General features: G+C 34.5%; 14 protein-coding genes. 5 read left to right on the top strand and 9 right to left on the bottom strand.

Annotated elements, in window-relative coordinates; genetic code table 11:
• From thyX to acpP, 4 genes are all read right to left on the bottom strand, one after another.
• Nucleotides 1-843, bottom strand: a complete 843-nt coding sequence (thyX, locus tag ONG78_RS01370; protein ID WP_264377502.1) for an FAD-dependent thymidylate synthase — start codon at nt 841-843, stop codon at nt 1-3.
• A 9-nt stretch (nt 844-852) separates the two neighbouring features.
• Nucleotides 853-2,130, bottom strand: a complete 1,278-nt coding sequence (gene murA / locus ONG78_RS01365; RefSeq protein ID WP_264377501.1) for a UDP-N-acetylglucosamine 1-carboxyvinyltransferase — start codon at nt 2,128-2,130, stop codon at nt 853-855.
• A gap of 228 nt (nt 2,131-2,358) precedes the next feature.
• Nucleotides 2,359-3,630 carry a beta-ketoacyl-ACP synthase II gene (gene fabF / locus ONG78_RS01360; protein WP_264377500.1) on the bottom strand — a complete coding sequence of 424 codons (1,272 nt, stop codon included), beginning with the start codon at nt 3,628-3,630 and terminating at the stop codon, nt 2,359-2,361.
• A 6-nt stretch (nt 3,631-3,636) separates the two neighbouring features.
• Nucleotides 3,637-3,897, bottom strand: a complete 261-nt coding sequence (gene acpP, locus ONG78_RS01355; protein WP_264375139.1) for an acyl carrier protein — start codon at nt 3,895-3,897, stop codon at nt 3,637-3,639.
• A gap of 127 nt (nt 3,898-4,024) precedes the next feature.
• On the opposite strand from acpP, the gene ONG78_RS01350 reads away from it, so the two are divergent.
• A complete protein-coding gene (locus ONG78_RS01350) occupies nt 4,025-4,807 on the top strand; it encodes a polyprenyl synthetase family protein (RefSeq protein ID WP_264375138.1) in 783 nt (260 codons plus the stop codon).
• A complete protein-coding gene (locus ONG78_RS01345) occupies nt 4,800-5,669 on the top strand; it encodes an FKBP-type peptidyl-prolyl cis-trans isomerase (RefSeq protein ID WP_264375137.1) in 870 nt (289 codons plus the stop codon). Before ONG78_RS01350 ends, ONG78_RS01345 begins: the two co-directional genes overlap by 8 nt.
• A 72-nt stretch (nt 5,670-5,741) precedes the next feature.
• Here the strand turns inward: ONG78_RS01345 and hslU are convergent, their stop codons facing one another.
• Nucleotides 5,742-7,193, bottom strand: coding sequence for an ATP-dependent protease ATPase subunit HslU (hslU, locus tag ONG78_RS01340; RefSeq protein ID WP_264375136.1), 1,452 nt, complete (start codon nt 7,191-7,193; stop codon nt 5,742-5,744).
• A gap of 1 nt (nt 7,194) precedes the next feature.
• A complete protein-coding gene (gene hslV / locus ONG78_RS01335; protein WP_026092657.1) occupies nt 7,195-7,749 on the bottom strand; it encodes an ATP-dependent protease subunit HslV in 555 nt (184 codons plus the stop codon).
• Between the two features lie 82 nt (nt 7,750-7,831).
• Between hslV and gshA the strand changes: the two genes are divergently transcribed.
• The gene (gene gshA / locus ONG78_RS01330) at nt 7,832-8,986 is read left to right on the top strand and encodes a glutamate--cysteine ligase (RefSeq protein ID WP_264375135.1); all 1,155 of its coding nucleotides are present in this window, start codon (nt 7,832-7,834) and stop codon (nt 8,984-8,986) included.
• A 3-nt stretch (nt 8,987-8,989) separates the two neighbouring features.
• Here the strand turns inward: gshA and ONG78_RS01325 are convergent, their stop codons facing one another.
• The 3 genes from ONG78_RS01325 to ONG78_RS01315 all read right to left on the bottom strand — a co-directional run bounded on the left by ONG78_RS01325 (nt 8,990) and on the right by ONG78_RS01315 (nt 11,557).
• Complete coding sequence (locus tag ONG78_RS01325) at nt 8,990-9,784, bottom strand: hypothetical protein (protein WP_264377499.1); 795 nt, start codon at nt 9,782-9,784, stop codon at nt 8,990-8,992.
• 61 nt (nt 9,785-9,845) lie between these two features.
• The gene (gene hemH, locus ONG78_RS01320; protein WP_264336350.1) at nt 9,846-10,799 is read right to left on the bottom strand and encodes a ferrochelatase; all 954 of its coding nucleotides are present in this window, start codon (nt 10,797-10,799) and stop codon (nt 9,846-9,848) included.
• Entirely contained in the window at nt 10,796-11,557 is a 762-nt protein-coding gene (locus ONG78_RS01315; protein ID WP_264375133.1) for a hypothetical protein, read from the bottom strand. Before ONG78_RS01315 ends, hemH begins: the two co-directional genes overlap by 4 nt.
• A 105-nt stretch (nt 11,558-11,662) precedes the next feature.
• Between ONG78_RS01315 and ndk the strand changes: the two genes are divergently transcribed.
• Nucleotides 11,663-12,082, top strand: a complete 420-nt coding sequence (gene ndk, locus ONG78_RS01310) for a nucleoside-diphosphate kinase (RefSeq protein ID WP_264377498.1) — start codon at nt 11,663-11,665, stop codon at nt 12,080-12,082.
• Nucleotides 12,083-12,202: 120 nt separating this feature from the next.
• Nucleotides 12,203-13,372: an aspartate aminotransferase family protein gene (locus ONG78_RS01305; RefSeq protein ID WP_264377497.1), complete on the top strand. Its 1,170-nt coding sequence runs from the start codon at nt 12,203-12,205 to the stop codon at nt 13,370-13,372.
• Nucleotides 13,373-13,398: the final 26 nt, after the last annotated feature.

Here is a 13,398-nt window from a genome sequence, read left to right as displayed (position 1 = left end):
CTATTTACCAAGTATAGACATCAGCTCATTCCATTCTCTTTTACCAATGCCACTTTCTTCTCTCGTAACATTTTCTCCTTTTATTAGCTTGCGAATTATTTCAAGACCAGTTTTTGAAATGCAGGCTGATTTTAGCGAGTATTCAACAAAAGCATTATAGGCCAGCGGGACCCATTTCTTTACTATGTCCAACATAACTTCTGCATAGACTCTAATTTCATATTGGGCGTGCTTATCAGCTCTAAGCCTTAAAAAGTGAAGAAGGTTGTGTAAATCTATTTTCCAATAAAACTGAGTATAGTAATTAAGTGTTAGATTAGTTCGGGCAATTTCTCTTGCAAGGCCCTGTTCAATAAATTTCTCATAATGAGAATATACTAAATTAGAATCATTTATTAGAGAATCTATTATTTCTTTTGAAGTACTTGAGTCAAAAGCTTCACCGCTGCCTTGTTTATTATTATCAGATTGTTTTGCAACCTGTTCTGGTATATAAAATTCATTATCAAGTATCGAATACCTTCCGGAATATTCATTCACATTTGCAGTTCTGTGTCTTATCCACTGTCTTGCAATAAAAATTGGAAGTTTCACGTGAAACTTAATTTCACACATTTCAAATGGAGTTGTATGATGATGCCTCATCAAATACTTTATAAGCGCCTCATCTTGATTTATCTGTTTCGTTCCCTTTCCATAAGAAACGCGAGCAGCTTGAACTATGGCGCTATCAGAGCCCATATAATCAATTACTCGAACAAATCCATGATCTAATACTTTATGTTCTTCGTATAGAATGTCCTCTATTTCTTTTACTGTAGTTCGCTTAGTTGTCTCATTCATAATATATCCTCAAGATGAAACGAAAATATCAGCCCCGCATGAATTGAGTTTTTCGTGCATTGCCTCATATCCTCTCCATAAATGATGTGAGTTATTTATTGTAGTTTCTCCTTTAGCTACCAAAGAAGCGAGAATTAAAGCTGCTGTTGACCTTAAGTCATTAGCATGCAGATTAGCTCCAGATAGGTTCTTTGTTCCACTTATAGTAGCTTTACTTTTTTCGATGCTGATATTAGCGCCTAATTTTCTTAGCTCATTTGCATGTGCAAATCTACTTTCAAAAACGTTCTCTTCAATGATTGATATTCCACCTGCAATTGACATAGCAGACATTAGTTGTGGTTGCATATCACTGGGAAAGTTGGGATATGGATTTGTTGCAACGTGAGCAGATTTAATAGAGCTATTTTTTCTAGAAATAATAATACCATCATCATGTAACTCAACTCTGGCTCCTATAGTCTTCAATTCATTTGCAATACATTCTATATCAGACAAACTTACTCCTTCTAACTTTAGCTCGCCGTCGGTAATGATAGCAGCCAAAGCATAAGTACCGGCCTCTATGCGATCTGGTATTATTTTATGCTCACACCCATTTAATGCTTCAACACCTTCTATTGTGATTTTTGTATTATTAACTTCAATATTGGCACCCATAATCTTCAGAAACTCTATTAAATCAAGAACTTCCGGCTCGATTGCAGCATTGTTTATTATTGTTACTCCCTCTGCAAGTGTTGCTGCCATTATTATATTTTCTGTTGCACCAACACTTACTTTTTCAAATGTTATTTCTTTGCCTTGCAATTTCCCCTTTGTTGTTGCAGTTATATTACAGCTATCAATTTCAATTTTAGCTCCCATTGCTTCAAGTGCCTTAATATGAATGTCAACAGGACGTTTTCCAATATTACATCCACCAGGAAATACTGTTGAAACTCTACCAAATCTGCTGAGCATTGGACCTAGCATTAAAAAAGATGCTCGCAGTCTGCTTGCAATTTCATGTGATATTAAATAGTTATTGATATTGCTACAGTCAATTTCCAAAGTGTGATTTGCTTTATAGTCTTTATTGCATATAAAATTTACTTCTGCACCAAGACTCTTAAGCAGCTCAGACATCAAATGCACGTCAATTAAATCAGGTACGTTATGCAAAGTTATTGAAGAATTACTAAACAAGCTTGCCGCCATTATTGGCAAGACGGCATTCTTTGAACCATTAATCTTGATTTTTCCAATCAAGGGCTTATGGTTACTTCTTACTAATATTTTATGCATTTAATCAAGCGATAGAACTTATCAAGTAAGTATAATAGGTTAGCGGTAAAAGGCAAAATTTTGCTTTTTCTTCTTCTGTCATTCGAGTAGCTGACACTAGGATCCATTTCTTCATCATCATCAAAATGTTATATTTCAACATTACTTTTATGCTGACCAATTTAACTGGATTCTAGTTTCAGCTACTCGAATAACATTTTCGTAGTCGATTCAAAATAGCATAATTAACTACACCTTTCCAAAGATGAGAGACGCGTTGGTACCACCAAAACCAAATGAATTAGAAAGCGCATATTGAATTTTATGCTCTTGAGCTTTAAATGGTACAAAATTTAAATCACACCCTTCTGAAGGTTTGTGTAGGTTTAAAGTTGGTGGAACAATTCCATTGTTTAATGCAAGGATACTAAATATTGCTTCAACACTTCCTGCGGCACCAAGTAAATGTCCTATAGAAGATTTAGTCGAGGAAACAGGTATTTTATACGCATAGTCACCGAATAACTGCTTCATTGCTATTACTTCTATTTTATCTCCAAGCGGTGTCGATGTACCATGTGCATTGATATATCCAATTTGACTTGGGCTGATTTGTGCATTCTTTAAAGCAAGCTCCATTGCCTTAAATGCGCCTCTTCCTTCTGGATGAGGTGCTGTGATATGATGTGCATCTCCTGTTAGTCCATATCCAGTGAGTTCCGCATATATTTTTGTTTTTCTTTTTTTTGCATGTTCATACTCTTCCAGCACTAATATACCTGCTCCTTCGCCCATGACAAATCCATCACGTTCTTCATCCCATGGCCTTGAGGATTCTTCAGGATTATCATTGAATTTAGTTGATAACGCCTTCATCGATGCAAAACCTGCAATTCCAACTCTGCATAACGCACTTTCTGCTCCGCCTGCAATCATAATGTCAGCTTCACCGAGTTTTATAGCTCTTGCTGAGTTTATAATCGCATGCGCACCTGTTGCACATGCAGTTACCGCTGAGTCATTTGGACCTATAAATTCGTATTTAATAGAAATATGACCAGATATCAAATTTATTAGACTTGCAGGAACAAAAAATGGGCTAACACGTCTAGGCCCCTTCTCCTGCATGGTAATTACATTTTCCTGAATTGATGGAAGACCACCTATACCAGAACCAATAGCTACACCTATTCGCTCTTTATTAATATTTTTATTTTCCAAAATTAGTGAATCATCTACTGCCTGAATAGCTGCTGCAACGCCGTAGTGAATAAAGCGATCTGTTCTTTTTAGATCTTTCTCAGAAATATAATCTAATGGATTGAAATAGTTCTCAATATCATCAGATTGCATTGGAACTTGCCCTGCAACTCTGCAAGCAAGATCAGAAGAATCAAACCTATTTGTATTGATTGCTTTGATGCCAGATTTACCTTCTTTCAGCTTTGACCAGGTGTTATTAACATCTGCTGCTAGTGGAGTAATTAAGCCAACACCGGTAACTACTACTCTTCTGCTCATTCAACATCAATTGTTTGCTTTGTTTACTACATATTCAACTATCTGTTCCATAGTTTCCATTTTTTGTGCATCTTCATCAGGAATCTCTATACCAAATTCTTCTTCAGCTGCCATGATTATTTCAACTGCATCTAAACTATCTGTGCCATGGTCTGAAAGCTTTGAAGAACTACCAAATCTCTCTACATCCTTACTGATGTGCTCTAGTATAATCTTCTTTACTTTTTCTTCTATATCTTCCCTAGTGCTTTTTGCCAATTCGCTCATTTCTTACTAAAAAATAACCTATTCTCTGATGTTATAAGAAATTTTGATGTTTGCAATAGCTTTTATGATTATATAAACTATTAAAAACTTCCTATATCTTAGCACTCGATAGTTAATAAATTTAAAAATGCTAGACGAAACAACAAAAAATTTGCTTGTTGTAGAAGTGAATAAGCTCTTACCTGAAAATAGCGAGAATAAATTTATATCAGCTATGCGTTATGTGCTTCTTGCTCCTGCAAAACATATACGTTCTTTTTTAGTTATAGCATCTTCGTCGATATTCAACATAAAGGTTGAAAAAGCAATAACAGCAGCAGCAGCAATTGAATTTATTCATGCTTACTCTCTAATTCACGATGATCTACCATGCATGGATAATAGTGACACTCGAAGAGGCCAGCTGAGCTGCCACAAAAAATTTGGTGAAGCAATAGCAGTACTGGCCGGAGATGCATTACTTACCCTGGCTTTTGAGGTATTATCTTCGTTAAATTGTGAGATCATCAAAGTGCTCTCTCAAGCGATAGGAGTTAGGGGAATGGTGGGAGGACAGATTTTGGATATAGATGCAGATTTGAATAAAATAAAGGAAATTCATTTGATGAAAACTGCAAAACTATTTGCAGCTTCATGCGAAATAGGGGCTATAATAGGCAATGCTACAACCAAGGAGCGGAGAGCGTTATATAACTATGGAATAAATCTGGGGCTTATTTTTCAAGCTAAGGATGATATTGAAGATTATGAGCAAGATAAAACAAACAATTTAATGTCCGTGCTTGGCAAAAATGAAATGGAAAACTATATAGATAGTCTCTTTAAACAGGCCTCAGATAATTTAAGTACGCTTTCAGGGAATACTAATGATTTATATGATTTATTGAATCAAGTAAAAAAAGATGGTTAAAAAAATTATATTACAAATATTTATCTTTCTAGTAATGGTTCTCACTTTAGCTTCTGTTTTTATAATCACTATTGTTTATATAAATAAAGATAAACCGGAAAAAGAGGACAAGCTTTACGAGATAAATGCCACACATGATGGTTTAACACAGACGATAGCACGTTATCTAGTAAAGCCCATACTTGAATCAGCACTTGATCGCTATATTGAAAAGCATGGGCTAGCAGAATATTTAGAAGAAATAACACAGCAAAAGGAAGAAGAGACGATAAAATTTTATGAAATTACTGAAGGCAGCGGCAGTAAGGCTTTCTGTGGCCAAGAAGTCCTGCTACAAATGTACAAAATATCCAACAATCTGGCAGCATTACCAAGTCAAGTCTCTGATATTACTCTGAGAATAGGTGAAAAAGAAGTGAGTTTAGGGGTAATAGGTATGAAAGAAGGTGGAGAGCGTGTAGTTACTATTGCCGCTGATGACAACAAAATGAGTTTTAACTCTTATTACATCAAACTGATTGAAGTAAAAGATAAATATCCTGATTCAGTAAATAACCTAATGATTTTTAATGACTTAATTAACAAAACTAGAAAACAAGTAAAGTGTGGTGATGAGATATCGGCTCAATATAGCATAAAGAGATATAATGGTGAGTATATAGTCAAAGATCAAACAGTGCAGTTTAAAGTTGGTGACAGAAAAATGCCGCTTGCTATAGAACTTGGAGTTGTGGGAATGAGAGCTGGTAATAAAAGAACAGTTCTTTCTCCACCTGATCTTTTAACTGATGTGTTAACAAAAGGCATAGATTGTGATATTGCAATAATTGATTTAAGCTTGAATTCTACTATTGAAAAATAGCTTAAAGAATTACGAAGTAAGAAAAAATAAAACTTCTTGAGTGCTATATATTACTTAAAGAAAAAGTTTCTTCTAAAGTATAAACTTAGATAAATCAAGCTGCTTTGAAATTGATTCAAGCTTATCTCTTACGTGCTTGCTATCTATAACAAATTTCTCATTATTTTTTTCAGAAGCGATAAAACTTATTTCATCTAAAAGCTTTTCCATGACAGTATGAAGTCTTCTTGCACCTATATTTTCTACTTCTCTATTAACTGTAAAAGCTATTTCAGCTATAGTTTCTATACCATCATCAGTAAACTCAAGTGTTACATTTTCCGTTTTCATTAAAGCTATGTACTGTTTTAACAAACTAGATTCTGGTTCCTTTAATATTTTTATTAAATCCTCTTGAGTAAGTGCCTTAAGTTCCACTCTAATTGGCAATCTACCCTGTAATTCTGGTAAAAGATCGGATGGTTTAGACAAATGAAAAGCACCAGATGCAATAAATAATATATAGTCTGTTTTTACGGTGCCATACTTAGTTGAAACAGTTGTTCCTTCAAGTAGTGGTAACAGATCACGTTGCACTCCTTCTCTGTTGACTTCACCTTTTATTTCTGTACGTGCTGCAATTTTATCTATTTCATCCAAAAACACTATACCTTCATTGCTAACAAGATCAATCGCTTCTTTGATTATCTTGTCTTCATCCATTAACCTTTCGCTTTCTTCATTAATCAATATTTCACGCGCTTCTTTCACTTTAACTGTAATAGTTTTTGTTTTTTTGTTCCCATTAAACATCTTACCCACTATTTCTGTTACGTTCATCACGCCAATTTGCCCACCTGGCATACCAGGTATATCAAAAGTGGGTAGCATACCCTTGCTCTCCCTGACGTTAATAGAAACTTCTCCATCTTCAAATTCCTTATTTCTCAGTCTTTCTCTGAAAACTTTTTTGCTTTCCTCGGTTGCATCTTCACCAACCATGGAGTTGACTATTATCTTTTCAGCCAAACCTAAAGCTTTTTTAGTTAAGGCTTTACGTGCTTTTTCCTTAACTAAAACTATTGCTGCATCAACTAAATCACGTATTATCGAGTCAACATCACGTCCAACATATCCTATTTCAGTAAATTTCGTTGCTTCAACTTTTATAAAAGGTGCACCAGCAAGCTTTGCTAAACGGCGAGCTATTTCAGTTTTACCAACTCCCGTATGGCCTATCATGAGTATATTCTTAGGTATAATCTCTTCACGTAGTGGAAGTGGGACTTTATTTCGACGCCAACGATTTCTGAGTGCAATAGCAACAGCGCGCTTTGCGTCATTCTGTCCGATTATAAATCTATCCAACTCTTTAACTATCTTCTGTGGTGGTAGATCATCTAATAAAGCTTGTGAGCTTTGGATGCTGCTACTTTCTGTACCTTCATTTTCATAGAGGCCGTTTTTTTTATTGCAGTCATCATTATTATCAGATTGACCTACTACAGGTTGACCAGAAGAATTGGTACACAAAGTTCTTGACATATTACTCCTTTATTTTTTCAATAATTAGATTATGGTTTGTATAAACACATATATCGGCAGCTATCTTCATAGCCTTTTTTGCAATCTCCTCTATTGATATTCCTTCAACGTCAATCAAAGCTTTTGCTGCAGATAAAGCAAAATTTCCTCCAGAGCCAATGGCTGCAATGCCATCTTCAGGTTCAAGAACATCACCCGTTCCTGTAATGACCAATGAAATGGACTTGTCTGCCACGATCATCATAGCTTCTAATTTTCTTAGATATTTATCCATTCTCCAGTCTTTTGCAAGTTCAACACATGCCCTCATTAACTGTCCTGGGTGCTTATCAAGTTTAGATTCTAGCCTTTCGAAGAGAGTAAATGCATCAGCTGTTGCTCCAGCAAAACCGGCAATTACGGAATCACCAGAAAGACGCCTAACTTTTTTTGCTCCAGATTTTATAACGGTATGGCCTAGCGAGACTTGCCCATCACCTATTACTACTACATTTTTGTCTCTTCTAATTGACAGTATAGTAGTACCATACATTTTACTGCTGTCATGATGAATCATTTTTTTGTTATTTTAATTCGTTATATTATATTAAGATTATAACTTATAATATAGTACTTTTCTTATAACATTTAAAGTGTAGATGCAAAACATAATTCATCCAAATCTGGAAAAAGATATAAATAATTGGTTCGAAACAAAATTTAATGGTTTTACATTACCATTTTATAGCTCCATAGATCTTAGGAATTCAGGCTACAAAATTGCCCCAGTGGACGCTAATTTATTTCCTGCAGGGTTCAACAATCTAAGTGAGACATCAAGAGCAACAGCAGCAAAACTAATAAAAAGTTATTTTGAAACAAAACAATATAAAAAGACTCTTATAATACCGGAGAATTACACACGAAATAAAATGTATATAGAAAACGTATTTGTTATAGAGAAAGTACTGCAACTCGCAGGTTTTGAAACTAGAATTGGCCTCTTTCATAATGAAACGTACAATTTAATAGAACAGTATGAAACTGTTGTGAAAGAAAACTCTTTGCTGAAGACAACTTCAGGATTTGTGCCTGATGTGATTATACTGAACCGTGATATGACGAGCCACATTCCAGACACGCTAGAAAACGTAAAACAAGAGATAGTGCCAAGTCCATTATATGGCTGGCACAGTAGGCAGAAATTTCAATATTTTGAAATCTATCAAAAATTAGTGTCCGAATTTTGTGGCGAATTTAAAATGGACCCATGGCTTATTTCTGTGCTTACAGAAAGCTGTAATGGAGTTGACTTTAATGATGATTCATCACTAGGAGCAGTAGCGACTAAAGTTGACCAAATATTATCTCTAGTGCAAAAAAAATATGAGGAATATGAAATAAAAACACAACCTTACGTTTTTATCAAAGCAAGCAATGGCACATATGGAATGGGCATTATAACAGCAACAAGTGGAAAGGAAATATTAAATCTCAATAAAAAAAAGCGTCATAAAATGAAAAAGATAAAAGAAGGAATAGCAATCAATAGTGTTATTATACAAGAAGGTGTACCAACTATTGACATATTTAAAAGTAGTTCTGCAGAACCGCTAATATACTATATAGGAGATACTCCAACATGTTACTTATACCGATGTAATAGCAGGAAAGATGTATATTCTAGCTTGAATTCCACTGACTGTGAATTTTATGACATCAGCCAAGAAAATAAAACTCTGCCACTTTGGAACATTGTTAGCAAATTAGCAGTATTAGCATTGGCAGTAGAAATAAAATCTTTTCATCTCTAATTATTAAATTTCTACAATGCTGCCATTATGTTGAGTATGGTGAGCGTCATCAAGTCCAGTAGAAGGATCAGTACCATTATTAGGTTGATTGACAAACTTATCGATGTTTGATACTAGATATGCTATGCTTAGTATCAAACTGACCATAACAGTTAAGTTGAAATTATAGATTATGCCACCACCCAAGTCTATTGGTATGGTTGGAAGTTCCATTCTTTTTAATATGAAGCTTAACAAGCCCAATGACAAAGCGAATGTGCTAAAAATAACTTCTTTGCCATATTTAGCAGACTTTTCAGAATCCTTATTATCTAGATACTTCTTCCATGTATAATAACAGTTTATGCATTCTGAAAAGAGAAATAGAACTGCTGATGTTAAGCTAATATAACTTATTACATCCTTGTTGTTTCTAGCTAAGAAATGAATGATTTTTGTCTGCATCAATATTCCTATGACACAGTTTGCCAAGAAGGCTAAGCTACCCACAACCTGTATTGGTTTTTCAGGTTCATTTCCCCCTTTACCATTCTGAAGTTTTTTAGATTTATATCCAGCTAAATTGAGACCAAAGTGAAGAGCAAATATTATTGATGTTGGTAGTTTTATGAACTTAGAAATATCTAATACAGTGCAAATACTTGATCTGTTGTTGTCAATAAAATCGCAACAAAATTGCAATGAAATTTTACACAATATGCCTGTTAAACCTACTGCAATACAATACATCTTTCTAATATCATGATTGTGAACATCATGTATACTTTCTATAAATGTATTTGGCTTACCTTTTGGCATAAGTAGATAATAAAATAATAACTTTTTAATATTATACTATAAAAATCTAAAAAGAAAAGTGCTATAAATCAGTACTTTGAGAGTGATCTAAACATAAATCGGCCAAGCACTTGATAAATAAGAGATCAGTACTGAGAGTTGGTACGCGAAAGTAATATCCGTCTTTGATAATTGCTTTATACTCTATATCAAGTTCAACCAGTGTTTCAGAATGCTCAGAAACAAAAGATATAGGTGATAAAACTACAGGTATATTATCGTCTTTCGCGCGTGATAGCTCACTTTCAGTGCTAGGCTCCAACCATTTTACAGGGCCAACCTTACTCTGATAACATATTCCCCAATCAAGATCTTCAATATTCAATTTTTTTACTATTAATTTTACTGTTTTTTCTATCTGTGAAGCGTAAGGGTCGCCTTTTTTAATGATACTAAGAGGTAAGCTATGAGCCGAGAATAGGACTCTTGGCTTACCGATTTTGCTAGCTAATTTGTAATATTTAGACGTCAGATTAACATGAGCTTCAATAAAGTCTTCATTGTCATAATAATGGTGAATTGTTTTTGTGTTACATTCCAGTTTGGCATTTTTTTGCCAATTCTCTATGGATGATAGAGTTGTGGTGGTTGAATATTGCGGATATAGTGGTAACAGAATGATTTCGTCAGGGTTGAATTGCTTTACGCTTTTAACAACTTCATCAGCAAATGGATGCCAATAACGCATGCAGATGAATATCTTATACACATGGTTTCCATCTTCATTTAATTTTAGTTCTAAAGCATCAGCTTGTGCTTTTGTATTCTCCAAGATTGGCGATTTACCTCCAATGTGCTCGTATATTTCTTGTGCAGTACTTTCTCGCCTTTTGGAGATAAACTTTGCTAAAAGGAAGCGAAAAGGATTTGGTAGATTTATTATTCTTTTATCGTAAAAAAGATTAAATAAGAAAGGACGGACCGCACTTAGTGAATCAGGTCCGCCTAGGTTAAATAAGATCACTGCCTTCTTCACTGACAGCACCTTTCTTCAGGTTTGCCTATAAAATCAGCTACACACTCATCAAGTTTAGTTACAGGCACTAAATTTCTCACACTAGCATACAATAGATGGCCAGATCTCTTCACGTTACTCTGTGTAGATACAAAGTTTCTATCAAAAACCACATCAACACAAAAACTTGGCACTGCTTCAAAAAGTTCAACAGCAGCCAAAGATATCATTATGCAGCTTTGTAGAGCCTTCAGAAAAATCGTAAGGGGAAAAAGTAAAACCCTAACAAAGAGAGAGGGAGGAATTTCACTCATTAGTTGTCCTGGATTAGGAGAATTATACTCAATATGCTGTCTGTTTTTATCAAAGATAGGAAATTTTATAATGTCTTTCTTAAATTCCTGCTCTATTTCTTTCTTGGTATGATTTTCATTATTAGTCATTTTTTTCAATAACTTTTCACGCAAGTGAAAGGTTCTTACAACAAAACATGTTGCAACCATCAGTGCAGCACATATAAGTGCGCACTCGATAAGGCTTATGTTGCCTACCATAGCTGGTAATACAAAGCAAAAAAACAGCGGTATGGCAATCATTTCACCAAATGGAACAACGTTCCTTTTCATCGCAAAAGCGGCACCTCCTTTTAATTTTGTATTATTGTGTAAGCTATACTCTAAATAACTTAAAAATGCCAAATTAAAGGTTAAAAAACCTTTTGTTCCGCAGAAAATTGATGATTTAAGATTATTCACTAGTTTCTTACGACAGTAAACCATAAACTACCCCTTGATGTTTTATTCTTGACTATAAATAAAAAATCTCTTTGATGGAACAAAAATTCACAATAAAGTAAATATACGATCTTAATATAAGGAAATAATATGGCAATTGAGAGAACACTTTCAATATTAAAACCTGATGCAGTAAAAAATAATATTACAGGCAGTATAAATTCTTACATTGAAAAATCTGGACTAAAAATTATAGCACAAAGAATGATGATGCTGACAAAAAAACAAGCAGAGCTGTTTTATGAAATTCATAAGGATAGGCCTTTTTTTGGAGAGTTGGTGGAATTTATGACTTCTGGGTCTGTGATAGTTCAAGTTTTAATCGGTGAAAATGCAGTCAGTAAATACAGACAAATCATGGGTGCTACAGATCCAAAACAGGCAGATAAAGGTACAATTAGGGGTGATTTTGCTAATGATATTAGTGAAAATAGAGTGCATGGTTCTGATAGTCTAGAGAACGCTCATAGAGAAATAGCTTTCTTTTTTGCTGAATGTGAATTGGTGTAGTTTTACTTTTTTACATATTAAATTTCTGAGTTTTATGTTGAACTGTATAATATTAGCCCAATTTTTAGTTTAAGCAATATTAAGGGAAAGCTTTTTCATGCACTATAGATAATATTTAAAATGGATCATGTTGTTAACGCTTATAATAGATCTGAAGCTTCTATAGTTAGAGGAGAAGGAGTATATCTCTTCGATAAGGATGGTAAAAAATATTTAGACTTTGCTGCAGGAATTTCTACAACCTCTCTAGGGCATTGTCATCCATACATTACAGATAAACTGAAGGAGCAACTGGATTCATTATGGCACTGCTCTAATATTTTTACTATTCCTCAGCAGGAAAGGCTTGCTCAGCGTTTAACAGAACTTACCTTTGCCGATAAAGTTTTTTTCTGCTCAAGTGGACTTGAAGCAACAGAAGCTGCAATTAAATTTATTCGCCGCTATTTCTACTTAAATGGACAAGAAAAGCGCAGTCACATCATTACAATTGAAGGAGGTTTTCATGGCCGCAGTATTGCTGCAATTTCAGCTGGGGGAAATGAAAAATCACGCGAAGGTTTTGCTCCACTCCTTTCTGGTTTTGATAAAGTTCCAAGAAATAACATTGAAGCATTAGAAAAGAAAATCAATAGCGAAACAGCTGCCATATTTTTAGAGCCCATACAAAGTGAAGGCGGAGTACATCCATTGGACGTAGAGTATCTTAAAAAAGTAAGAGAGATAACAAAAGCTCAAGGAATAATTTTATGCTTTGATGAAGTGCAATGCGGATATGGACGGATTGGCTCTCTATTTTACTATCAAAATATAGGAGTTGAACCTGATATGCTCACTTGTGCGAAGGCTATGGGTAATGGGTTTCCTCTGGCTGCATGTTTAGTAAAAGATTATATAGCAGAAGCAATCACTCCAGGAACTCATGGGTCAACTTATGGAGGTAATCCACTTGCTATGACTGTTGGTAATGCAGTACTCGATGTAATGCTAAAGGAAGGCTTTTTTGACCATGTTAAGAAGGTCAGTAAATATCTAAAAGAAAAGTTGTTGCCTTTGACTGAAGAATTTCCGAAGATCGTTTCAGAAGTTCGTGGGGAGGGTTTATTGATAGGGATAGAGCTTAGAGTACCGTTGGCTGATAAAATTGTTAAACAATCTCTTGACAAAGGCTTAATAATGACTAAAATTTTAAATAATAGGGTAATAAGAATAACTCCTCCACTTGTTGTTGAGAATATGCATGTGAATGCAGTGTGTGATATATTTCATGATTTATTTTTTTTATATTAAAGATATATAGACTTGCAAATGCTTCT

This window comes from Wolbachia endosymbiont (group B) of Philonthus cognatus (assembly GCF_947179345.1).
GTDB lineage: Bacteria > Pseudomonadota > Alphaproteobacteria > Rickettsiales > Anaplasmataceae > Wolbachia.
Note: the sequence above shows the minus strand (reverse complement) of the source record. Positions and strands in the feature narration are given on the sequence as shown.